Source organism: Actinospongiicola halichondriae (assembly GCF_049103745.1).
GTDB lineage: Bacteria > Actinomycetota > Acidimicrobiia > Acidimicrobiales > Salinilacustritrichaceae > Salinilacustrithrix > Salinilacustrithrix halichondriae.
The window spans coordinates 2,260,647-2,282,313 of the sequence record NZ_CP171622.1 but is presented as its reverse complement, the minus strand read 5'-3'; the positions used below and the strand labels follow the sequence as shown (position 1 = coordinate 2,282,313).

General features: G+C 68.6%; 19 protein-coding genes and 1 tRNA gene. 9 read left to right on the top strand and 11 right to left on the bottom strand.

Translation table 11 applies throughout. From position 1 onward, the window contains the following. Window positions 1-5 precede the first annotated feature (5 nt). Complete coding sequence (locus AB8619_RS11300; protein ID WP_436792739.1) at window positions 6-1,454, bottom strand: AAA family ATPase; 1,449 nt, start codon at window positions 1,452-1,454, stop codon at window positions 6-8. An 83-nt stretch (window positions 1,455-1,537) separates the two neighbouring features. On the opposite strand from AB8619_RS11300, the gene AB8619_RS11295 reads away from it, so the two are divergent. Together AB8619_RS11295 and AB8619_RS11290 are read left to right on the top strand one after the other, a co-directional pair. Beyond that, window positions 1,538-2,785, top strand: a complete 1,248-nt coding sequence (locus AB8619_RS11295; protein ID WP_436792738.1) for a glutamate-5-semialdehyde dehydrogenase — start codon at window positions 1,538-1,540, stop codon at window positions 2,783-2,785. Between the two features lie 105 nt (window positions 2,786-2,890). Continuing rightward, window positions 2,891-3,223 carry a hypothetical protein gene (locus AB8619_RS11290; protein WP_436792737.1) on the top strand — a complete coding sequence of 111 codons (333 nt, stop codon included), beginning with the start codon at window positions 2,891-2,893 and terminating at the stop codon, window positions 3,221-3,223. A gap of 23 nt (window positions 3,224-3,246) precedes the next feature. Here AB8619_RS11290 and AB8619_RS11285 read toward each other — a convergent pair whose 3' ends face one another. Next, window positions 3,247-3,807: a hypothetical protein gene (locus tag AB8619_RS11285; protein ID WP_436792736.1), complete on the bottom strand. Its 561-nt coding sequence runs from the start codon at window positions 3,805-3,807 to the stop codon at window positions 3,247-3,249. Between the two features lie 77 nt (window positions 3,808-3,884). On the opposite strand from AB8619_RS11285, the gene AB8619_RS11280 reads away from it, so the two are divergent. The 3 genes from AB8619_RS11280 (at window position 3,885) to AB8619_RS11270 (ending at window position 7,723) form a co-directional block, all read left to right on the top strand. Further along, window positions 3,885-4,796 (top strand): AAA family ATPase, encoded by a 912-nt coding sequence (locus tag AB8619_RS11280; protein WP_436792735.1) that lies wholly within the window; start codon window positions 3,885-3,887, stop codon window positions 4,794-4,796. Continuing rightward, window positions 4,796-6,301: a vWA domain-containing protein gene (locus AB8619_RS11275; protein ID WP_436792734.1), complete on the top strand. Its 1,506-nt coding sequence runs from the start codon at window positions 4,796-4,798 to the stop codon at window positions 6,299-6,301. The genes AB8619_RS11280 and AB8619_RS11275 overlap by 1 nt, the downstream gene beginning before the upstream one ends. Before the next feature lie 216 nt (window positions 6,302-6,517). Continuing rightward, window positions 6,518-7,723 (top strand): D-alanyl-D-alanine carboxypeptidase family protein, encoded by a 1,206-nt coding sequence (locus tag AB8619_RS11270; RefSeq protein WP_436792733.1) that lies wholly within the window; start codon window positions 6,518-6,520, stop codon window positions 7,721-7,723. 216 nt (window positions 7,724-7,939) lie between these two features. Here the strand turns inward: AB8619_RS11270 and AB8619_RS11265 are convergent, their stop codons facing one another. The 4 genes from AB8619_RS11265 to AB8619_RS11250 all read right to left on the bottom strand — a co-directional run bounded on the left by AB8619_RS11265 (window position 7,940) and on the right by AB8619_RS11250 (window position 12,995). Beyond that, window positions 7,940-8,632 carry a phosphoadenylyl-sulfate reductase gene (locus AB8619_RS11265; RefSeq protein ID WP_436792732.1) on the bottom strand — a complete coding sequence of 231 codons (693 nt, stop codon included), beginning with the start codon at window positions 8,630-8,632 and terminating at the stop codon, window positions 7,940-7,942. Between the two features lie 83 nt (window positions 8,633-8,715). After that, window positions 8,716-10,539, bottom strand: a complete 1,824-nt coding sequence (locus tag AB8619_RS11260; protein WP_436792731.1) for a nitrite/sulfite reductase — start codon at window positions 10,537-10,539, stop codon at window positions 8,716-8,718. Window positions 10,540-10,706: 167 nt separating this feature from the next. Continuing rightward, window positions 10,707-12,053 carry a class II 3-deoxy-7-phosphoheptulonate synthase gene (locus AB8619_RS11255; RefSeq protein ID WP_436792730.1) on the bottom strand — a complete coding sequence of 449 codons (1,347 nt, stop codon included), beginning with the start codon at window positions 12,051-12,053 and terminating at the stop codon, window positions 10,707-10,709. A 108-nt stretch (window positions 12,054-12,161) separates the two neighbouring features. After that, entirely contained in the window at window positions 12,162-12,995 is an 834-nt protein-coding gene (locus tag AB8619_RS11250; RefSeq protein WP_436792729.1) for a sigma-70 family RNA polymerase sigma factor, read from the bottom strand. Window positions 12,996-13,221: 226 nt separating this feature from the next. On the opposite strand from AB8619_RS11250, the gene nadD reads away from it, so the two are divergent. Genes nadD through rsfS form a run of 3 tightly spaced genes read left to right on the top strand, consistent with a single transcriptional unit; the run spans window position 13,222 to window position 15,555 of the window. After that, on the top strand, window positions 13,222-13,812 hold the full coding sequence (gene nadD, locus AB8619_RS11245) for a nicotinate-nucleotide adenylyltransferase (RefSeq protein ID WP_436792728.1): 591 nt from the start codon (window positions 13,222-13,224) through the stop codon (window positions 13,810-13,812). Continuing rightward, complete coding sequence (locus AB8619_RS11240; RefSeq protein WP_436792727.1) at window positions 13,809-15,128, top strand: LytR C-terminal domain-containing protein; 1,320 nt, start codon at window positions 13,809-13,811, stop codon at window positions 15,126-15,128. The genes nadD and AB8619_RS11240 overlap by 4 nt, the downstream gene beginning before the upstream one ends. Then, on the top strand, window positions 15,121-15,555 hold the full coding sequence (gene rsfS / locus AB8619_RS11235) for a ribosome silencing factor (RefSeq protein ID WP_436792726.1): 435 nt from the start codon (window positions 15,121-15,123) through the stop codon (window positions 15,553-15,555). The genes AB8619_RS11240 and rsfS overlap by 8 nt, the downstream gene beginning before the upstream one ends. A gap of 1 nt (window position 15,556) precedes the next feature. Here rsfS and AB8619_RS11230 read toward each other — a convergent pair whose 3' ends face one another. Both AB8619_RS11230 and AB8619_RS11225 read right to left on the bottom strand, forming a co-directional pair. Then, window positions 15,557-16,429: an alpha/beta fold hydrolase gene (locus AB8619_RS11230; protein ID WP_436792725.1), complete on the bottom strand. Its 873-nt coding sequence runs from the start codon at window positions 16,427-16,429 to the stop codon at window positions 15,557-15,559. Between the two features lie 92 nt (window positions 16,430-16,521). Continuing rightward, window positions 16,522-16,594, bottom strand: a tRNA-Ala gene (locus tag AB8619_RS11225). A 96-nt stretch (window positions 16,595-16,690) separates the two neighbouring features. Here AB8619_RS11225 and leuS point away from each other — a divergent pair. Next, window positions 16,691-19,189: a leucine--tRNA ligase gene (gene leuS, locus AB8619_RS11220; RefSeq protein ID WP_436792724.1), complete on the top strand. Its 2,499-nt coding sequence runs from the start codon at window positions 16,691-16,693 to the stop codon at window positions 19,187-19,189. Window positions 19,190-19,248: 59 nt separating this feature from the next. Here leuS and ypfJ read toward each other — a convergent pair whose 3' ends face one another. From ypfJ to AB8619_RS11205, 3 genes are read right to left on the bottom strand one after another with little or no spacing between them, the layout of a single operon-like run. Beyond that, on the bottom strand, window positions 19,249-20,124 hold the full coding sequence (gene ypfJ, locus AB8619_RS11215; protein WP_436792723.1) for a KPN_02809 family neutral zinc metallopeptidase: 876 nt from the start codon (window positions 20,122-20,124) through the stop codon (window positions 19,249-19,251). Window positions 20,125-20,169: 45 nt separating this feature from the next. Further along, window positions 20,170-21,114 (bottom strand): aminoglycoside phosphotransferase family protein, encoded by a 945-nt coding sequence (locus AB8619_RS11210; RefSeq protein ID WP_436792722.1) that lies wholly within the window; start codon window positions 21,112-21,114, stop codon window positions 20,170-20,172. Window positions 21,115-21,139: 25 nt separating this feature from the next. Continuing rightward, window positions 21,140-21,610, bottom strand: a complete 471-nt coding sequence (locus AB8619_RS11205; RefSeq protein WP_436792721.1) for an SRPBCC family protein — start codon at window positions 21,608-21,610, stop codon at window positions 21,140-21,142. Between the last annotated feature and the right edge of the window lie 57 nt (window positions 21,611-21,667).

The following is a 21,667-nucleotide window of genomic DNA, read 5'->3' as shown; positions in this document are numbered from 1 at the left end:
AGTGGTCAGGTGGGGGTGGTCCGGTCGCCGGTGTCGTCGCCAGCGTCATCGTCGGGTGACTCGAACGGCGGGATGTCGTCCCGTTCGAGGGTCGTGAGCTCGACGTCGGAGGGGTCGGTGATCTCGACGATGCGCGACGCCTGTCGGGCGACGGCGGCCTCGAAGATGTTGCGGGCGACGCGCCCGTTGCCGAATCCCTTGTCCCGCGCGACCGCGTCGAGGTGGGCGCGGACCGCCTCGAGTGCCTCGTCGTCGGGCCGGTAGCCACCCTTGTCGCAGCGCATCTGGAAGATCTCGATGAGTTCCTCGCTGGAGTAGTCGGGGAAGTGGATCGTCTTCGGGAAACGTGAGCGCAGGCCGGGGTTGGCCGACACGAGTTGTTCCATCTCGTCGGGGTAGCCGGCCATGATCACGACGATCCGGTCGCGACGGTCCTCGACGAGCTTCACGATCGTGTCGATGGCTTCCCGGCCGAAGTCGGACTCGCTGCCGCGCACGAGGGAATAGGCCTCGTCGATCAGCAGGACGCCCTCGTCGGCCTCGTCGAACGCCGCGACCACCTTCGGCGCCGTCTGCCCGACGAAACCCGCGACCAGGCCCGACCGGTCGACCTCCACCAGGTGGCCCTCGGCGACGACGCCGAGCGACCGGTAGATCTCTGCGAGGAGTCGAGCGACCGTGGTCTTGCCGGTGCCGGGGTTGCCGGAGAACACCAGATGGCGGGACTGGTCGAGGACCGGGAGGCCGCGTTCGGCACGCAACAACTGGACCCGAGTGAGATCGGCCACCAACTTGACCTCGGCCTTGACGCCGTCGAGGCCGATGAGCGAGTCGAGTTCGGCCAGCACCTCGTCGACGGGTCGCGCCGGCGGACGCTCGTCCTCCTCTGCGGCCTCGGTCGCAGCGTCGGCCCGGGACGCTCCGGCGTCGTGAGCGACCTGTTGGCGGTCGACGCCCTTGGCCTTGCTGATCCGATCGAGGATGCGGCCACGGAACGACTCGATCGCTGCCAACTCGACCGGCGCCGCCATCTGGTCGATGCTCGCGACGGCGAACGCGATGGCCAGCGCCCGGTCGTAGTAGAGGCTGGCCAGATCGGATCCGTCGCGGGCGTCCGCACTCAGCAGGACCTCGAGGAGATCCGACGGTTCGGTGAGGAAGCTCTTGCGGCCGGTGACCAACCGTGCACTGCGGACGTCGGCGGGCACCGCCTTCGCGAGCGAGCCCCCGAAGCGTGGACCGAACGTCGCGATGAACGCCCACAGTTCCTGGTCGGTGTGCAGCCCATCGCAGTCGATGAACGCCGCCGCCAGGTTGTAGGCCTCGACCTGGACGTCGGACTCGACCTGCTCGCCGTCGATCCCGGCGACCGAGCCAGCGAGGTCACGGACGCGTGGTCCGAGCGCGTCGCAGAACGCGTCGACGGCGAGTCCGAGTACCGGGTCGGGTTGCACGTCGCCGAGTCTGCCCGATCCGCAGGGGCGCGGAACCCGATGCGGGAGGGGGCGGGGGACCCCGCTCGAAATACACTGCTCGGATGGCTGGAACTCCGGTGGCAACCCTCGGCGCACGAGCGAAGGCAGCGTCTCGCCCGCTCGCTGCGGCATCGACCGAGGCCAAGGACGCTGCACTCCTCGCGGCTGCCGACCTGCTCGAGCGGCGCGCCGACGAGATCCTGCGTGCCAACGCGGTCGACCTCGAGCGTGAGGAGGCCGGCGGGATGGCAGCAGGACTCCTCGACCGTCTCCGCCTCACCGACGATCGCATCGGTGCCATGGCCGGCGGCCTCCGACAGGTCGCATCGCTCCCGGATCCCGTCGGCGAGATCACCGACGGTTGGGTGCGACCCAACGGGCTCCGTATCCGCAAGGTCCGGGTCCCGCTCGGCGTCGTCGCCATCATCTACGAATCGCGTCCCAACGTCACCAGCGACGCCTTCGGCCTGTGTCTCAAGTCGGGCAACGTCGCATTCCTCCGCGGATCGTCGGCTGCCATCGAGTCGAACACCGCGATCGCGTCGGCCCTTCGCGAGGGGCTCGACAAGGCCGGGCTGCCGGCCGATGCCCTCGTGCTCGTCGACGACGTCAGTCGTGCCGCCGCGTCCGAGTTCATGCAACTCCGCGACCACATCGACTGCCTGATCCCGCGCGGGGGGCCGTCGCTGATCCAGTCGATCCTCGACGACGCGACCGTGCCGTTCGTGATCGACGGGTCCGGCAACTGTCACGTCTACGTCGACGCCGCCGCCGACCTCGACATGGCGCTCGACATCATCGTCAACGCCAAGACCCAGCGACCGAGCGTGTGCAACGCCGCCGAGAAGCTGGTCGTGCACGCTGCGGTCGCATCCGACTTCCTCCCGCGTGCGGTCGCCGCGCTCGAGGGTGTGGACCTCATCGGCAACGACGCAGCGCGTGCGCTGGCGCCGTCGATCGGCGAGGCCCGTCCCGAGGAGTGGGACGAGGAGTTCCTCGACCTGAAGCTCGCGGTGGCGGTCGTCGACTCGCTCGACGACGCCATCGATCACGTCACCGCACACGGGTCCGGGCACACCGAGGCGATCGTCACCACCGATCTCCTCGCTGCCGACCGCTTCACCCGTGAGGTCGACGCCGCCGCCGTGGTCGTGAACGCCTCCACTCGCTTCGTCGACGGTGAGGAGTTCGGGTTCGGCGCCGAGATCGGGATCTCGACGCAGAAGCTCCACGCCCGGGGCCCGATGGGGCTCCGCCAGCTGACGACGGAGAAGTTCGTGGTCCACGGCGACGGTCAGGTGCGCGGCTGATCTCCGGTGAGAAGTCCAGATCGCTCGTTCTGACACGGCCCGCGACCGGGTACGACCGTTCCTGGGCCGGGCGACGGGCGTCGCGGCTGCTGGAAGGAGCACATCATGGGCAAGGCCGACACGCGTGTCGTCTTCTTGGAGACCGAGGTCGCCGAGGAACTGCTCGAGCTGGTCGACGACGAGCCGGGTGAGGCCGACGAAGCGCTGCTGGACGACGCAGCGGAGGCGCTCGTCCGAGCCAACGGCGAGCTCGAACCCCGGGCGCAACAAGCCGTTGCTCGTGGCGAGGCCGTCGCCGTGGGACTCGGCGACGACGAGGTCGAGTCGCTGAAGACCCTCATCGAGACCAACACCGAGTCGGACAAGCGGACGCTCAAGTCGGTGGCGCGGTCGCTCCAGTCGAAGCTGAAGGCCGCCAGGAAGAAGTCGCCGGCCTGATCCGCGTCAACCGCTGGTCGTCGTCAGCGAGGATCTCGAGCCGCTCGGGCTGCCTCGGCCTCGGCGAAGAGCTGTGCGACCGGACGATCGTCCTGCGTCGGCGCTCCGGTGGTCTCGTCCCAGGTCCGTCGCTCGCGGTCGAAGAAGTCGCCGGCGTAGACGTGGATCGCGCCGGTGTAGCGGTCGGGGTCCGCCCGGACCCGGTGGATGATCTCCGGCCCGAGCACCGCGACGTCGCCTCCACGCAGGGTCCGTCCACCCGCCGGTTCGATCGAGGCGTCGTCGAGCGTCCGGAAGAACGCGTTGTCCTCGCCGCCCTCGTAGACCGCGATGCTGGCCAGCATCGAGTGGTCGTGCGGCTCGATCACCATCCCCGGCGTCCAGACCACGTTGAGGACCGTGAGGTCGGGGGCGTGGTGCAGAACCGTGAGCGACCCCGTCGTCGGGGGTCCGAGGGCGTCTCGCACCGATCCCGGTCGGGATGCGGCGGCCTCGAGGACCGATCGCACGGCGCCGACTCGGTCGCCCTCGTGCACGGCGTCGTCGCACTCGGCGAGGAACTGATCGAGGTCGAAACGGTCCACGGGCCGATCGTACGTCGGTCACCGGCGGACCGGTATCGACTTGACCGACCGGTCAAGCACCCCGGTAACGTCGGAGCATGACAGAGCCCCGCTTCGAGTCCGTTCCCGCCGTCCGGGAGGGCTTGGCCAAGGTCGACTACCTCTCCGACGAGGGCATCGCCGGGATCGTGTACCTGGCCGATCGCCTCCAGAAGCCGATCCTCGTCGAGGGTCCGGCCGGTACCGGCAAGACCCAGCTCGCCAAGTCGGTTGCCGAGATGTCCGGCGCTCGGCTCATCCGCCTCCAGTGCTACGAGGGTCTCGACGAGTCCAAGGCGCTGTACGAGTGGAACTACAAGAAGCAGCTCCTGCGCATCCAGGCCGCCGGCAAGCAGGACGACTCGGGCTCCGACGAGTGGGACGAGCTCTCGGGCGACATCTTCTCCGACGACTTCCTCCTCACCCGTCCGCTCCTCGAGGCCATCACCGCCGACGATCCGGTCGTGCTCCTGATCGACGAGGTCGACCGGGTCGAGGTCGAGACCGAGGCACTGCTGCTCGAGATCCTCTCCGACTACACGGTCTCGATCCCCGAGCTCGGCACGATCGAGGCCAAGCAGATCCCGATGGTGTTCCTGACCTCGAACAACACCCGCGAGCTCTCCGAGGCGCTCAAGCGGCGCTGCCTCTACCTCCACGTCGACTACCCCGACCTGGAGCGTGAGAAGGAGATCGTGCTCACGAAGGTGCCGGACATCACCGACTCGCTGGCCGATCAGGTCGCCCGCATCGTCCGCTCGATCCGCAACCTCGAGCTCAAGAAGAGCCCGTCGGTCTCCGAGACGCTGGACTGGGCCCGCACCCTGCTGTTGCTCGGCGTCAACCAGATCGACGCCGAGACCGCCCGGAGCACGATCAACATCCTGCTCAAGTACCAGTCGGACATCACGAAGGCGCTGCGCGAGCTCGAGGACACCAAGTCCGAGATGCACGCCGACGCCAACGCCTGATGTCGACCGACGCCGACGCCACCGAGTTGAACGAGGCGGAGAAGGGCGCGGGCGTCGCCCTGAGCGAGCTGCTGGCGGGCTTCATCCAGGAGCTCCGATCGGCAGGTCTGCCCGTGTCGCTGACCGAGAACCTCGACGCCATGGAGGCGGTCAAGCACATCCCGCTCGAGGACCGCGAGGCGTTCAAGTACGCACTCGCGGCGACGCTGGTGAAGAACAACTCGCACTGGCGAGCGTTCGAGACCGTCTTCGAGGTCTACTTCTCGTACCGCGGGCCCGAGTACGAGATCGACCCCGATTCCGACCTCTCGGACGCGCTCGACGAGCTCATGGAGCAGCTCAAGGGCGACCAGGGTGACGAGGGCGAGGGGTCCGGTGGCGGTGGCGCCATGGACGCCATGACGCCCGAAGAGATCGCCCAGATGCTGATGAAGGCGCTCCAGCAGGGCGATCAGGGCATGATGCGCGCGGTCGCGCAACAGTCGGTCAAGCGGTTCGCCGGCATGGAGCCGGGTCGTCCGGTCGGTGGCACCTACTACCTGTACCGCACGCTGCGGCACCTCGATCTCGACGGCGTGCTCGAACAGCTCATGGAGCAGTCGCGGCAGGACTCGCCCGACCCGCTGAGTGCGCTCGAGGAGCGGCTCGAACAGGACGAGTACCAGACCCGCATCGATCACCTGAAGCAGGAGATCGAGTCGGAGATCCGGCGGCGCCTCGTGGCCGACCGTGGTGTCGAGGCCATGGCCAAGACGCTGCGCAAGCCGTTGCCCGAGGACATCGACTTCATGCACGCCTCCCGCGAAGAGATGGTGATGCTGCGGAAAGCGATCTACCCGCTGACCCGCAAGCTCGCCGTCCGCCTGGCTCGGAAGCGTCGTCACGGCCGGAAGGGCCCGCTCGACTTCCGCAACACGATCCGCCATTCGTTGAGCTACGGCGGCGTCCCGGCCGAACCGAAGTTCCGCTACCCACGTCCGGCGAAGCCCGAGATCTTCGTCGTCGCCGACATCTCCGGCTCGGTCGCGAGCTTCGCCCGGTTCACCCTGCACCTCGTGTACGCCATCCAGGGGCAGTTCTCCAAGGTCCGGGCCTTCGTGTTCATCGACGGGATCGACGAGGTCACCCGGCTCTTCGAGGGTGTCGAGGACATCGCCGAGGCCGTGCACCGTGTCAACACCGAGGCCGATGTCGTCTGGGTCGACGGTCACTCCGACTACGGCCACGCCTTCGAGGTCTTCTGGAGCAAGTACGGCAAGGACGTCGGCCCGAAGACCACGGTGCTGCTCCTGGGGGACGCCCGGAACAACTACCACGCGTCCCAGTCGTGGGTCGTCAAGGAGATGCAGCACCGGGCTCGCCACGTCTACTGGCTGAACCCGGAGCCGAAGTCGTACTGGGACACGGGCGACTCGATCATCGGCGAGTACGCCGGGTACACCGACGGCGTGTACGAGTGCCGCAACCTGCGTCAACTCGAACGCTTCGTCGACGTCCTGGAGTAGGTCGCCGAGGTCGGACCGGTGCGGGCGGGGTGTCCGCACACGGTGCCATGACGACGGCTACCTTGTGGCGGCGTGTGACAAACACCTACATGTTTGTTACGGTACTGCAACATTGCATGACCGATTCGTCCGGTCATGTCTGCTCCAGGCCATGGACGGGGTCGGACCCGGTTCGAGCGCCAGACCCACCCCCTGACCCCCCGGTTCTCCTGTCTCATGACTCTCCTCACGAAGCATCCGCTGCGGGCCCTCGTCGCCACCGCCCTGATCCTGGGCATGGTGATCGTCCCGGCCACAGCACAGGCCGACACCAAGTCCGATCGCGAAGCGGTGCAACGCAAGCGAGCGGCCGTCGCCGCGCAGGTCGACACGCTCAAGGCCACGGATGCACAGGTCGAGGCCGCACTGGCCACCCTGAACGCCAACGTCGCATCCCAGTCCGCAGCGCTCGCCGACGCCGAACGCAAGTCCGCCGAGGCCGACGCCGCACTGGCCGCAGCAACCGCAGAGGTCGAGGCCAAGCAGGCGGAGATCGTCGAACTCGACGCCGCCGTGAAGGACGTCGCGATCGCCGCGTTCATCCGGCCGCCGAGCTCGTCCGGCGTGATCGACTCGCTCTCGTCGTCGACCATCGGTGAGGCCGAGCTGAAGAAGTCCCTGCTCGAGGCGAAGTCGTCGAGCCAGCTCGACGTCCTCGACCAGCTCGAACGGGCTCGCGAGGACCTCGAGACCGCTCGATCGAACGCCGAGGCCGCAGCCGCCGCCGCCGAGCAGAACCGCAATGCGGTCGACGCCAAGCTGGCCGAGGTCTCCCAGGCCCGCGACCAGCAGCAGAAGGTCGCCGCCGACGTCCAGGCCCGTCTCGACCAGCGCCTCGGCGAGGCCGCGAGCCTCGCGGCGCTCGACAAGGAACTCGGCGCCAAGTACGCATCCGAGCAGAAGGCCATCGCAGCGCAGTTGGCCAAGGCCGCCGCCTCGGCGCCCAAGTCCGCTCCGAGCAGCGGTGGTTCGACCGTCTCGATCACCGGCTCGGGCAGCATCGTGTCCGTCCGTGGGATCCAGGTCCACAAGAGCATCGCCGGCCAACTCGCCAGCATGCTCTCGGCCGCAGACGGCTCGGGCATCAGCCTCTCCGGCGGCGGGTACCGCTCGTCGGCCGGTCAGATCCAGACCCGCCGGAACAACTGCGGTACCAGCAACTACGCCGTCTACCAGATGCCGCCGAGCCAGTGCTCGCCCCCGACCGCCCGTCCCGGAACGTCGATGCACGAGCGTGGTCTCGCCATCGACTTCACCTACAACGGGCGCATCATCAACTCGCGGTCGTCCCCGGCATACCAGTGGCTCGCCGCCAACGCCTCGAGCTACGGGTTCTACAACCTGCCCAGCGAGCCCTGGCACTGGTCGGTCAACGGCAACTAGTCCGGCTCCGGCGGTCCCGGGGCCAGTTCCCGGCGCCCCATCCCGCCCAGCCCATCGCGTACAGCCCAGGCCCGTTCGGCCCGCTCCGAGCGGCCCTGGCTGGTCGCCCTCTCGCTCCTTCTGGGTGCGCGATCGGGACTCCAGGTGGTGCATTCGCGCACCCAGAACCGGGATGGGACGTGAGGTTCGTGGCCGGTGGCGTCGGGTGCGCGGCCCTCAGCTGAGGTGGATGCCGCACTCCGTCTTGTCCTTGCCGCTCCAACGGCCCGACCGTGGGTCTTCGCCCTCGGCGACCGGCTTGGTGCACGGCATGCAGCCGATGGACGGGTAGCCGCGGTCGATCAGCGGGTTCACCGGCACGTCGTGGTCATGGATGTACGACTCGACGTCGGCGTCGGTCCACGCCGCGATGGGGTTGATCTTGACGAGTCCGCGGAGGTCGCGGCCGACGACGAGCGCACTCGACCGGGTGTCGGCCTCGTCACGTCGTAATCCGCTCATCCACGCGGCCTTGCCGGCCAGCGCCCGCTCGAGCTGTTGGACCTTCAGCGCCGAGCAGCAGTTGTCGGGATCGATCTTCCACAGCTCGTCGGTGTTGTCCGGGGCCGTCATGATCTTCATGTTGAGCCCGTAGCGCCGGCGGACGGCCTCGACCGTGTCGAGTGTCTCGGGGAAGTGGTAGCCGGTGTCGATGAACACGACCTCGATGGCCGGGTCGGCCTTCACTGCGAGATCGATGAGCACGGCATCGGTCATCGACGCAGTGAGGCACAGATGTGGACCGAAGGCGTCGACGGCCCACTGGATGATCTTCGACGCGGGGGCGTGTTCGAACTCGGCGTTGAGTTCGAACAGTTCGTCGTCGGTGTAGGTGTGGCGCAGGCTGGGCAGCGGCACGGTGACGGGCATGGGGAGGGCAACTTCTGTTCGGGAGACCGGATGGGGCGGCGGACGTCAGAGGCGTCAGCGAGTGACTGCAGATCGAGTACGGCTCACGTGGCGCACTCGGACTCGCCGATCTCCTTCACGTAGGGCCCGGTCTCGCCGTAGTCGACGTAGAAGTCGGGGTTCTCGTCGTGGTCGGGGAAGGCGTCGAGCTCCTTGAGCGTCGCGCCCACGCCGGCGGCGCCGCCGCTGCGGTCGAGCCAGCTCCGGAAGTCCTCACCGGCGCGGCGTTCGTCGGTGAAACGACGCACCACCCGGACCGCGGCCTCGGGCGCGTTCTTGGCCGGGAGTCGCAGGGCCTTCTCGCCGAAGTGGATCTTCTCCTGGCCGACGTAGCCGCCGAGCAGCATCTGGTAGCCCGGTGCGGCCCGACCGTTGGCTCGGCGCTCGGCACCGAAGAAGCCGATGTCGGAGATGTGGTGCTGCCCGCAGCTGTTGGTGCAGCCGGAGATGTTGGTGCGGATGCCGCCGACCTCGGCCAGTCCCTCGGCGTCGAGCGCCTCGCCGATGGCGTCGGCCAGGCCACGCGACTGGGTGACGGCGAGGTTGCACGTGTCGGCGCCCGGGCAGGCCACCACGTCACGCGACAGCTCGGCGCCGGGTTCGGCCATCCCGATGACCGACAGGCGGTCGAAGAGCGTGCGCAGCTGGTCCTCGGTCAGGTCGCGGTACACGAGATTCTGGCGATTCGTGATGCGCACGTCGGCGTTCAGCTCCCGCTGGATGCTGGCGAGCGCCCGGAACTGGTCGGCGGTGATGTCGCCGAGGCGGGACCACGCGTAGGCGGACACCGTCCCCTTGGCGTTGCCACGCACGACGTTGGCGTCTTCCCAGCGCTCGTACTCGCCAGTGCGGCGGAGCATCACGGGCACACCCTGGCCGACCTCGGTCGGAGCGACACCGCTGGCGATCCCGGCGGGGGAGTCGCCCCACTTGTCGACGACGGCAGGCACGCCACCGGGCCAGCTCGACGATGCGAGCAGCAGCTTGCGTTCCTTGAGGATCCGGTCCTTGAGGCCCAGAGCCGGCTGGTTCTTGCCGCGGGCGTTCTCGTCGACCTCGGGCGTCTCCCAGCCCATGGTGTCGACGAGCCACTTCATCCGAGCCCGGAGCTTGTTGTCGCGGAACCCGTGGTTCGAGAACACCCGCAGGACGGATTCGAGGGTCGCCAGCAGCTCGTCGTGTGGCGTGAACTCCTCGAGCGCCAGCGCGGGGTGCGGGTTGGCACCGAGCCCTCCGGCGACGAACACGCGGAAGCCATGCTCCAGCGTGCCGTCCTCACGAGGGCGGCTGACGGCGATCACGCCACAGTCGTTGAACATCGCCTGGCCGCAGTCGGTGGCGCAGCCGGAGAAGTTGATCTTGAACTTGCGGGGCAGGCGCTGCACGAGGGGGTTGCGCAGAAAGTGCCGGTTGGCGGCCTCGGCCCATGCCGTGATGTCGAGGACCTCGTGGGGGCAGGCGCCGGCGAGGTGGCAGCCCTGGACGTTGCGGTTGGTGTCGCCGCAGGCCTCACGGGTCGTCATGCCGACGGCGGCGAGCTCGCGGATCACGTCGGGGATCTGCTCGAGTTGGATGAAGTGGAACTGGATGTTCTGGCGCGTCGTGATGTGGCCCCAGCCGCGGCTGTACGTCTCGGCGATGTGGCCCATCATCTCGAGTTGCTCGGGATCGACCTGGCCGTAGGGGATGCGCACACGGACCATCTGGTTGGTGCCGCCCTGGCGCTGGCCGTAGATGCCGTTGGTGAGGCGGAACACGCGGAACGCGTCCTCCTCGATGTCGCCGGCCAGGTAGCCGGCCAGTACCGACTCGAACTTGGCGATGTCGGCGGCCTGCTCGGGATCGAGCACGATCTCGCGGCTCTGCATGATGGAGAAGTCCCTCGTCGGTCGAATACCTGACCAACCTGGTCAGCTTTCAGTGGGTCAGTGTGGCAAACCCGACCGGCTTGGTCAACATTCCCATCCGCCGCACAAATCCCGTTGGTGTGTCACGGCTCGTGTGAGCCACCAACGGGATTCTCCGTGCGGGCGGGTCAGCCCCGGAGCAGCTCGCTGACGCGGAATGCGAGGTCGAGCGACTGCCGACCGTTCAGGCGCGGATCGCACATGGTCTCGTAGCGCGTGCCGAGATCTTCGTCTGCCAGGTCCTCGGAGCCGCCCAGGCACTCGGTGACGTCGTCGCCGGTGAGTTCGACATGGATGCCGCCGGGCCAGGTCCCTGCTGCCTTGTGGGCGGCGAAGAAGCCGGCGACCTCACGAACCACGTCCTCGAAGTGTCGGGTCTTGCGACCGGACGGGGCCGTGAAGGTGTTGCCGTGCATGGGGTCGCACGCCCAGACGACGGGGTGCTCGGCATCGCGGACCGCCTCGAGGAGCGGGGGCAGGCCCTCGGCGACCTTGTCGGCGCCCTGGCGGACGACGAGCGTCAGCCGTCCGGGGATGCGGTCGGGGTTGAGCGCTTCGCACAGACCGAGCACATCCTCGGCGGTGGCGGTCGGCCCGACCTTGCATCCGACGGGGTTCTTGACGCCGCGGAAGAACTCCACGTGGGCGCCGTCGAGCTGGCGGGTGCGCTCGCCGATCCAGATCATGTGGGCCGAGCAGTCGTACCAGTCGCCGGTGAGCGAGTCCTGCCGGGTGAGCGCCTCTTCGTAGCCGAGCAGGAGGGCCTCGTGCGACGTGAAGAAGTCGACCTCGTGGAGGCTCGGCGTGTCGGGGGTGTCGATGCCGACGGCCCGCATGAAGGTGAGGGTGCGTTCGATGTCGGAGGCGAGCTGCTCGTAGCGCTGGCCCTCCTTCGACGAGGCAACGAACTCCTGGTTCCACGCATGGACCTGTCGGAGATCGGCGAAGCCGCCCTTGGTGAAAGCGCGGAGCAGGTTGAGGGTCGACGCCGACTGGTTGTACGCCTGGAGCAGGCGAGCCGGGTCGGCGGTGCGTGAGGCGTCAGTGAAGCCGATGTCGTTGACGATGTGGCCGCGGAAGGACGGCAGTTCGACGCCGTCGACGGTCTCGGTGTCGGACGATCGCGGCTTGGCGAACTGTCCGGCGATCCGGCCGACCTTCACCGTGGGCACGCCCGACGAGTAGGTGAGCACGACCGCCATCTGGAGGATGACCTTGAGCTTGTCGCGGATGGCGGTGGCCGAGAACGAGTCGAACGACTCGGCACAGTCGCCCGCCTGGAGCAGGAATGCCTTGCCGTCGGCCACCTGGCCGAGTTGCTCGGTCAGCGCCCGGGCCTCGCCGGCGAACACCAGCGGGGGATAGGAGCCGAGCTCCTTCAGCACGCCGTCGAGTGCTCCGGCGTCGGGCCACGCAGGTTGCTGGGCGGCGGGGTGTTCCCGCCAGGTGCTGGGGTTCCAGTTGCTCACGGTCATCAGCCTCGCACGGTGGGGTCGTCGGAGGGAAAGTGGTTCTGCGACAAAACGATCAATGACCGCCCCAGGGAGAGGGCGGCCATTGACCAGATCGCGAGGCGAAGGTGCTTACGCTGCGCCGCGGGTCCCGGCTTCTTCGCGGACCGTGCCGACGGCACGCTTGACGAGCCGTCGGGCGGCTTCGGCGGTGACGCCGAGTTCCTCGCCGACCTCGCGGTAGCTGCGGGTGCGGCCGTCGTTGAGACCGAAACGCTGTTCGACCGCGAAGCGGGCACGGGGCTCGAGCACGTCGAGCAGTCCCGTGACCATCTCGTCTTCGGCGCGAGCCAGAGTGATCGCCTCTGGCCCGGCCTTGGAATCGGCCAGGAGATCGACGAGTTCCGATCCGTCCGGATCGTCGCCGACCTGGCGGTCGAGGGAGGTGGGGGTGGTCAACCGGTGCAGGCGGGCGTGCTCGTCGTCGAGTTCGCCGCCCTCGCCGGAGGCGTGGCGCAGGGCCGCACGGAGGCTGGCCGAACGATCGCCGGGAAGGCGGACCAGGCTGGCCTTCTGGTCGAGTGCCCGGCCGATGGCCTGGCGGATCCAGAAGGTGGCGTAGGTCGAGAACTTGAAGCCCTTGCGCCAGTCGAACTTGTCGACGGCGTGCTCGAGGCCGAGGTTCCCTTCCTGGATGAGATCGAGGAGCTCCATCGACGGCGGCAACGGGTACCGGCGTGCGATCGAGACGACCAAGCGGAGGTTGGCCCGGATGAACCGGTCCTTGGCCGCTGCGGCGGCGCCGATGGCCTTGCGAGCCTCTCGGGAGGGACGTTCGTCCTCGCCCAAGGCTTCGCGAGCCTCTCGACCCTTCTCGATGACTTGCGACAGTTGGCGCTCTTCCTCAGCAGTGAGGAGGGGCACCATGCCGATTTCGTTGAGGTATTGACCTACTGAATCGCTCATGACATGTCTTCCAACGAAGGTTGCAGCCGTGTGATTCCCACCGTCGTTGTGACTGTGGTCACAAGCCCCGCTGAAATGGGCCTGAAGTTGCTCGTACCTACCCATCGCTGCGGTGGAGCAGACCTGCAGTCGATCTGGACGTGGGGGAGGGGGAGGGGGACTCCGAGTGTCCCATACGTGTCAAGGCGCCGGAGAGCGGGTTTCGCGGCCGGTACGGTGACCGTCGATGGGCGAACGGATCGGGGTCTTCGGTGGGACGTTCGACCCGCCCCACGTGGGCCATCTCGTCACGGCCGTCGACGTCCGGCACACCCTCGGCCTCGATCGCGTGCTCCTCGTGGTCGCCAACCGCCCGTGGCAGAAGGTCGGCACCCGACGGATCACCGCCGCCGGCGACCGGTTGGCGCTCGTCGAGGCGGCCGTCGCCGGCGTCGACGGGCTGGAGGCCTCGTCGATCGAGATCGACCGTGGCGGCGACAGCTACACCGCCGACACGTTGGCCGCGCTGGCCGAGGTGCACGCCGGCGCCGAACTGTTCCTGATCCTCGGTGCGGACGCCGCCGCCGGCCTCGAGACCTGGGAGCGAGCCGGCGAAGTACGCGACCTGGCGTCGTTGGTGGTGGTGGACCGTCCCGGCTCGCGTCCGGCGAGCGTCCCCGACGGCTGGCGTTGGCGTCACGTCGAGGTCCCGCGGCTGGAGGTCTCGTCGACCGACCTGCGTGCACGGGTACGCGACGAGCGACCGCTCGACTACCTGTTGCCGCGAGATGTGATCGCCTGCGTCCGTGAACGCCACCTCTATCGTGACGAGCCGTGACCGACGACGGCTCCGGAACGCCCGGGACCCCTGGAGACGACCGGACCGCTCGCCTCGCAGCTCTCCTGTCGGTGGACATCAGCGTTCCGTCCGCTGGTGACGGAGGCCGTCGCGCCGAGACCGTCGAGCCCGCCGAGTCCGCAGACTCGGACGAGACGGTGTCCGACGGCGGGCGGCACCGCACGGGAGGTCTGGCGTGGGCCGTGTTGGTCGTGCTCCTGCTCGCCGGTTCCGGCCTGGTCTACGGCGGCACGCGCCTGATCCGTTCGAGCACCGAGGGCGAGGTGCTCGCCCCGATCGTCGATCCGGCTGAGCCGGGATTCGAGGCACTGGTCGACCCGTCACCGACGCTGGCGCTGTTGCACGACGTCGACGGGACGCTCGACGCCATCACCGTGTTGTCGTTGGCGACGCCAGACGGTGGCGGTGGCGGCGTCCTGTTGGTGCCGCGGCGGACGGTCACCGAGCTCCCGCTGGTGGGCGACGCCCCGGTCGAAGCCGCGTACGACCCCGAGGTCCCCATCGTCCAGGCGGACGCCGTCGGCATCCTCCTCGGCTCGGCCATGCGCGAGGTCGCGATCGTCGACGACGCCCGTTGGGCAGACCTGGTGGCACCGGTCGTCCCGATCGAGATCGACAACCCCAACGAGCTGCTGGTCGACGGGGAGGTGCAGTTCCCTGCCGGATCCGTCGAGCTCGGTGCGGCCGACGTCGGGCCGTACCTGCGAGCGACGGTGGAGGGCGAGTCGGACCTGGCCCGTCTCTTCCGTCATCAGGTGTTCTGGGATGCATGGCTCGACGCGGTCGCCGACGACGGTTCCGACGCGGCAGTGCCCGGTGAGCTGGACTCGGGTGTGGGCCGATTCGTCCGAGCGCTCGCCCGCGACGGGAACGAGATCGAGACCCTGCCGGTGCAGCCGTCGTCGGGCGACGACCCTGATGACGATCCGGACGACCTGCCGACGTTCGTGCCCCGTTTCGACCAGTTGCGTGCGTTGGTCGACCGCTTCATCCCGCTCCCCGTGTCTCCGGGGCCCGGGCTGCGAGCCCGGGTGCGCGTCCTCAACGGCACGACGGACACCACCGCAGCGTCCGCGGTCGCTGGTTCGCTGCCGCCCGCTGGTGTCGAGGTGACGGCGATCGGGAACGCTGCGACGCTCGACATCGCGGTCACGACGATCGAGTTCACCGGCGAGGAATTCCGCGACGAGGCCGAGGCGTTGGCCGAGATCCTCGGCGTGGGTGTGGTCGTCGAGGACACGCGACCCAGTGACGCGGTGGACATCACCGTTACGCTCGGTGCCGACCATGTCTGATCCCCGCACGTCCATCACCCCCAGCACGCCCGCCGAAGTCCCCGACGACGTCGACCACATGGACCCCACCCATGCGATCACCGCAGCGCGGGCGGCTCACGCCAAGGGCGGCACCGACATCGTGGTGCTCCGGGTCGGCGACGTCCTCGCCATCACCGACTACTTCGTCATCGTGTCGGCCTCGAACCCACGTCTGGTCCGGACGATCGTCCAGGACGTCGAGGACGTGGTCGCAGCATCGGGCGGCCCTCGTCCCATCCGCATCGAAGGCACGGCCGAAGCCGAGTGGGTGCTGTCGGACTACGGGACCTTCGTCGTCCACGTGTTCCACGACGACATCCGCAAGTACTACGAGCTCGAACGGCTCTGGTCCGACGTCGCCTCGATCGACTGGCCCGATCCCGACGGTCCGCCCGTCGGGGCCTGAATCACGCCTGGCCGAGCCCGCTGACGATCTCTGCCCAGCGGGTGATGGCGAGCAGATGCCCGTCGTCGTGGAGGCGGAGTTCGGCGCCGAGGCGTCGAGCGATCCAATCCGCCATCGCCGGCGGTGTCACGACGTCGTGCGTCCCACCGTGCACGGTGACAGGGGAGCTGATCTGGTCGAGCAGTGAGCCGAGGGGTGTTGCCTGGGCGGCGATCTCCCGCTCGAGGCCGGTCATGCCGGCAGCGACGCTCCCGCGCAGCGCAGCGACCATCGTGTCGCCCGCTCCGGGGATCCCGTCGAGTCGGCCGATGCTGTCGGCGAGGATCTCCCGGGCCAGCGCGCCGTCGATCTCCGGGGGGACCAGCCACATCGCCAGTTCTCGGCCGACCTCGTCCGGGGTCATCGAGCCGTGCACGTCGGCGAACAGTCGCCGACTGTCGTCGGCTCCGTCGAGCACGTCGGCGCTCCCGTAGGCGTCGGCGGGGATGAGCGGGGCGACCAGCGTCAGCGATTGCGTGCGATCGGGGTGGCGTCCGGCCAATGCGAGTGCGGGGATCGATCCTGCCGACCACGCGACCACGTGGACCCGTTCCGCTCCGAGGTGGTCGAGGACGGCCAGGTGGTCGTCCGCAACGCTGGTCGGCGACGCGACGGGGTCGATGTCGCTTCCGCCCAGGCCAGGGCGGTCGACTGCGATCAGTCGCAGCCCCGAGGCGGCGACGATCGAATCGTCGGGGTGACGTGCGAGGCGGGTGTCCGGCGTGCCGTGGAAGAACAGCACGATGGCGCCGTCGGGGTCGCCCCGGTCGTCGTACCCGAGTGCTCTCCCGTCCGCCAGCGTCAGGCGATGATCAGGAGGAGGTGGTTCGGTCATGGGGCCGACGAAGTTCGAGGGATCCGGCAGGCCGACGTGGCCGACGAATGCGAAGCATTCGTGTCTTTCTCGCCCGCAAGGGCGAGAAAGCGTGGAGCTAAGGGGAATCGAACCCCTGACCTCTTCCATGCCATGGAAGCGCTCTACCAACTGAGCTATAGCCCCGTGTCTGACGAGGTGTGCGGTCGACCACGATAGAACACGGGGCCCCGTGATCACGCAATCGGAACCGGGGCGGGTGCCGACCTACGATTCGATGCCGTGGAACCCGGGAGCACAGCTGACGAATCGATGACCGACGAGGGGTCGGAGGGGCGCCTGCCGCTGTACGACCCGCAGGCGGTCGAGGCCAAGTGGCAGCAGCGGTGGCTCGACGAGGGCACCTACGAGGTCGACAACGACGACGAGCGCCCGCCGTACTACGTGCTGTGCATGTACCCGTACCCGTCGGGCGCAGCGCACATGGGTCACGTGCGCAACTACACGTTCGGCGATCTGATCGTCCGCTACCGCACGATGCAGGGGTTCGGCGTCCTGTCGCCCATCGGGTTCGACAGTTTCGGTCTGCCCGCCGAGAACGCCGCCATCCAGACCGGTCGGCATCCTCGTGAGTTCACCGAGGAGAAGATGGTCGAGCTGCGGTCGTCGCTCCAGCGCATCGGCGCGGGCTACGACTGGCGTCGGCTGATCACGAGCCACTCGCCCAGCTACACCCAGTTCACCCAGTGGATCTTCCTGAAGTTCCTGGAGAACGGCCTGGCCTACAAGCAGAAGGCGGCGGTGAACTGGTGCCCTGGCTGCCAGACGGTGCTGGCGAACGAGCAGGTCCTGGCCGACGGCACGTGCGAGCGCTCCGGCGACCTCGTCGAGGCCAAGGACCTGGAGCAGTGGTTCTTCAAGATCACCGACTACGCGCAGCAGCTCCTCGACGACCTCGACCTGGTCGACTGGCCCGAGCGGGTCGTCACCATGCAGAAGAACTGGATCGGTCGATCCGAGGGCGCCGAGTTCTCGATGTCGGTGGTCGACGCTGACGGGAACGCGCACGAGACCGGCGCCGAGATCGCGGTCTACACGACCCGGCCGGACACGGCCTTCGGCATGACCTACGCGGTGCTCGCTCCCGAGCACCCGCTGGCGCTGTCGGTGACGACCGGCGATCAGCGAGCCGAGGTCGAGGACTTCATCGCCAAGGCCCGCAACACGTCGGAGATGGATCGTCTGAGCTCGGAGGGTGCGCTCGACAAGCGTGGCGTCTTCACGGGCTCGTACCTGCTGAACCCGTTCACGCAGCGGCCGGTGCCGCTCTACCTCGCCGACTACGTGCTGGTCACCTACGGCACCGGGGCGATCATGGCCGTGCCCGGCCAGGACCAGCGCGACTGGGACTTCGCCAAGGCCTACGACCTCCCGATCGTGCGCACCGTGCAGCCGCCCGCCGACTTCGACGGTGAGGCGTACACGGGCGACGGACCGGCCATCAACAGCTCCGGCGAGTCGCTGGATCTCGACGGCATGGCGGTCGACGAGGCCAAGGCCCGGGCCATCGAGTGGCTCGAGACGTGGGGTCTGGGCGAGGCCAAGGTCAACTTCCGTCTGCGCGACTGGTTGTTGTCGCGCCAGCGCTTCTGGGGTTGCCCGATCCCCGTGGTGTACTGCCCCGACGACGGCACCGTCCCGGTACCCGCCGAGGACCTGCCGGTCCTCGCTCCAGACGACGTCGAGTTCCTGCCCACCGGCGAGTCGCCGTTGAAGCACCACGAGGGCTTCCTGAACACCACGTGCCCGAAGTGTGGCGGTCCGGCGGTCCGCGAGACCGACACCATGGACACCTTCGTCGACTCGTCGTGGTACTTCCTGCGCTTCGCCGACCCGACGAACGAGGACCTGCCCTTCGACAAGGCCGCGGTCGAGCACTGGCTGCCGGTCGACCAGTACATCGGTGGCGTGGAGCACGCCATCCTCCACCTGATGTATGCCCGGTTCTTCACGAAGGCACTGTCCGACCTCGAGGTCGCGCCGTCGACACTGCGTGAGCCGTTCCAGCGGCTCTTCACCCAGGGCATGATCCGCCTCGACGGCGCCAAGATGTCGAAGTCGAAGGGCAACCTGGTCGCACCCGAGGCCATCCTCGACCGCGAGGGTGCCGACGCACTGCGCCTCGGTCAGTTGTTCGTGGGCCCGCCGGCGGACGACGTCGACTGGGAGGGCGTCGGCATCGAGGGGACCTACCGGTTCATCGGGCGTCTGTGGCGCCTCGCGTACCCGGGCTCCGACGTGGTCCCCGACGCCACCGGCGACGACGCGGTCGAGGTCGACAAGGCCGCGCATCGCCTCATCGCCCGGGTGACCGACGAGATGGAGCGGTGGAGCTACAACACCTCGGTCGCGGCGTTCATGGAGTTCACGAACCTGCTGTACAAGGCGGGCAAGACCGACTTCGCGATCGACGCGCTCCTGAAGCTGCTGGCGCCGATGGCCCCCCACGTGACCGCCGAGCTGTGGGAACTCCGCCACGGAACGCATGTCCACGAGGAGCCCTGGCCCGAACACGACCCTGCGATGCTCACGGTCGACTCGGTCACCATGGTCGTCCAGGTCAAGGGCAAGGTGCGTGACCGCATCGACGTGTCACCCGACATCTCCGAGGACGAGGCTGCGGCCTTGGCATTGGCGAGCGAGAAGGTCCAGGCGCACCTCGACGGCGAACCCCGGAAGGTCATCTCCCGACCGCCGAACCTCGTCAACATCGTCCCCTGACCTGAACTCGACGTCATCAGCGTCGGCCCCCGACGGTGAGAACGTCGAGTTCGAGGTGGTCAGAGGGTTGTGGCGGCGAAGGTGTCGCAGTCGTTGGGGTCGCCGGACTCGTAGCCGGTGAGGAACCAGCGCTGACGTTGTTCAGCCGAGCCGTGGGTCCAGGACTCCGGATCGACCTGGCCGGTGGCCGACTCCTGGATCCGGTCGTCGCCGACGGCGGCCGCCGCGGAGAGCGCCTCGTCGATGTCGGCCCGCGTGAGTTCGAGGATCAGGATCTCGCCGGTGGTGGGGTCGGGCGTGGTCGTCGCCGAATTGGCCCACGTCCCGGCGAAGCAGTCGGCCTGGAGTTCCTGGCGGACGGCGTCGCTGTCGGCGCCCTCGTCGCGGTCACCGCGGATCCCCAGCAGGTTCTGGACGTGGTGCCCGTACTCGTGGGCCAGTACGTAGGCCTCGGCGAAGTCGCCACCGGAGGCGCCGAACCGGGTCTCGAGGGTCTCGAAGAACCCGAGGTCGATGTACACCTGGCTGTCGGCGGGGCAGTAGAAGGGCCCGACGGCCGAGCTCGCGCTGCCGCAGCCGCCGGTGGTCACGGAACCGGAGAAGAAGTTGGTGACGGCGGGCTGGTAGCCCTCGAGCCTCGTCGTCCAGTGGTCCTGGATGCTGTTCACGAACGCCACGATCCGGCAGTCCTGCCGCTCGGCGGCGTCGGCACCGGTCTCGCAGCCCTCGATCTCGGCCGTCGGTCCACCGCCGGCCTGCTGGCCGTCGAGACCGCTCAACACCTCGGTCAGGTCCCCGCCACCGCCGCCGAGGAACTGCATGGCCAGGATCACGACGACACCGATGATCCCGACGCCGCCGCCGACCGCAGCCCCGCCGCGTCCCTTGGTGCGGACCTCGGAGGAATCGAGGCGAGCATTGCGGTTGAACTTCATGGCGGCAGTCTTGCCGGTGCGGAGGAGTGGCGTGCCGTCGAAGCGTCAGATACCGGGGGCGAGCGTCTCGGCCCAGCGGAGGGCCACATCGCCCTGCGCTCGTTGGAACGCCCGCAGGGTGGGGAGCCCGGGCGGAGGCGGATCCATCGACGATCGGAGGAAGAACCCCGACAGGGCCGCGACGACGGCGGCGAGCGCGTCGGGTTCGACGTCGGAGAACAGGTGGTGCTGGGCGGTCACCGTTGCCGGGTCGGGCCCGCCGCCCAGACCGATCGACGGCAGCAGGAACACCAGGTCGACGAACGCCGCGCCCTGACAGGCCCATGGCCAGTCGACGATCCATACCCGCCCGTCGGCGAGGAGCAGGTTGTCGGCTCGGAGATCGGCATGGAGCAACGTCGACCCGGCGGCCGCGTCCTCCCAGCCCGACTCCAGTTCGGCGAGGTGGTCGACGTGCGTTCGAGCCCACGAAGGCAGTTCGCCGGGGTCTCCGTCGCCACCCGCGAGGCGACGCCAACCCGAGAACACCGGGCGGTGTCGGTCGCCGACGCTCTGGAGCGTCGCCACGGGACTCGGTGTCACCGAGGCCGAGAACTCCTGCAGGGCCGGGATCACGAGATCGAGATCGTCGGCGGTCCAGGGTTCCGATGGTTGGCGGCCGTCGACGTCGTCGAACACGAGCGCGACCCAGCGGCCGTCGTCGTGGACGCCGATCAGGCGGGGCGCGGGGACCGACGGCGGCAGGACCATCGCGATCTCGGCCTCACGTCGGTGGATGCGGCACGCCTGCGGGTTCTGGTCGGGCGACACCGCCTTGACGAAGACCCGTCGACCGTCGGCGAGCCGGCAACGGGCGGCCAGGCCGGGGGAGAACCCGCCCGCCTGGTTGTCCGCCGTCTCGATCCGGCTGCCGCTCAGCCCGCCGATGGCTGCGCGGACGTCGGACGGGATCTCGTCCCACTCGATCCTCGTGCCTCCACTCGCACGCATCACACGATGGTGGCAGGCGGTCGGGTCAGCGCTCGACGTGATTCGCGAGGCCCTCGAGGCCGGCGTCGATCTGCTTGGCCGCGCCGCGGCGCAGGAGCGGGGCGACGAGCCTGGATGCCTTGGGATCGAATGCCTGTGTGTAGCTCACCGTGGTGGCGTCGCCGTCGGGGCTCAGGCGTACGTCCTCGACCAGCGAGCGGATGGCACGAACGGACATGTGCGTCACACAGAAGGCGAAGCGACTGCCCTCGTCCCAGGCGAGGAACTCCTCCTCGATCTTCATCGCCTGGATGTGCACCCGCCGGTGTCCGCCGACACCCGTCGGCGGCTCGAGCGGCTCGACCTTCGTGATCGGACCGAACCACTCCGCCCATCCGGCATGGTCCGCGATCGCGGCCCAGACCACGTCCTGCGGCGCCTCGATCCGGCGACTCCTGGTGACGTTCACCGGTGCCTGGTCGATCCAGTCGAGCGTTCGGGGCGTGATCGGCTTCATGCGCGCAGCCTCCCACGTCGTCCGGAGGAATTGCGACACGTGCGTAACGCGTTCGAC

Bases quoted from the DNA above. Each gene is read 5' to 3' on its own strand.
- AB8619_RS11280 (WP_436792735.1), top strand. From the start codon at position 3,885: ATGACAGAGCCCCGCTTCGAGTCCGTTCCCGCCGTCCGGGAGGGCTTG.
- ypfJ (WP_436792723.1), bottom strand. From the start codon at position 20,124: ATGAAGTTCAACCGCAATGCTCGCCTCGATTCCTCCGAGGTCCGCACC.
- AB8619_RS11230 (WP_436792725.1), bottom strand. From the start codon at position 16,429: ATGACCGAACCACCTCCTCCTGATCATCGCCTGACGCTGGCGGACGGG.
- AB8619_RS11295 (WP_436792738.1), top strand. From the start codon at position 1,538: ATGGCTGGAACTCCGGTGGCAACCCTCGGCGCACGAGCGAAGGCAGCG.
- AB8619_RS11255 (WP_436792730.1), bottom strand. From the start codon at position 12,053: ATGACCGTGAGCAACTGGAACCCCAGCACCTGGCGGGAACACCCCGCC.
- AB8619_RS11260 (WP_436792731.1), bottom strand. From the start codon at position 10,539: ATGCAGAGCCGCGAGATCGTGCTCGATCCCGAGCAGGCCGCCGACATC.
- AB8619_RS11250 (WP_436792729.1), bottom strand. From the start codon at position 12,995: ATGAGCGATTCAGTAGGTCAATACCTCAACGAAATCGGCATGGTGCCC.
- nadD (WP_436792728.1), top strand. From the start codon at position 13,222: ATGGGCGAACGGATCGGGGTCTTCGGTGGGACGTTCGACCCGCCCCAC.
- AB8619_RS11275 (WP_436792734.1), top strand. From the start codon at position 4,796: ATGTCGACCGACGCCGACGCCACCGAGTTGAACGAGGCGGAGAAGGGC.
- AB8619_RS11205 (WP_436792721.1), bottom strand. From the start codon at position 21,610: ATGAAGCCGATCACGCCCCGAACGCTCGACTGGATCGACCAGGCACCG.
- AB8619_RS11290 (WP_436792737.1), top strand. From the start codon at position 2,891: ATGGGCAAGGCCGACACGCGTGTCGTCTTCTTGGAGACCGAGGTCGCC.
- AB8619_RS11270 (WP_436792733.1), top strand. From the start codon at position 6,518: ATGACTCTCCTCACGAAGCATCCGCTGCGGGCCCTCGTCGCCACCGCC.
- AB8619_RS11265 (WP_436792732.1), bottom strand. From the start codon at position 8,632: ATGCCCGTCACCGTGCCGCTGCCCAGCCTGCGCCACACCTACACCGAC.
- rsfS (WP_436792726.1), top strand. From the start codon at position 15,121: ATGTCTGATCCCCGCACGTCCATCACCCCCAGCACGCCCGCCGAAGTC.
- AB8619_RS11210 (WP_436792722.1), bottom strand. From the start codon at position 21,114: ATGCGTGCGAGTGGAGGCACGAGGATCGAGTGGGACGAGATCCCGTCC.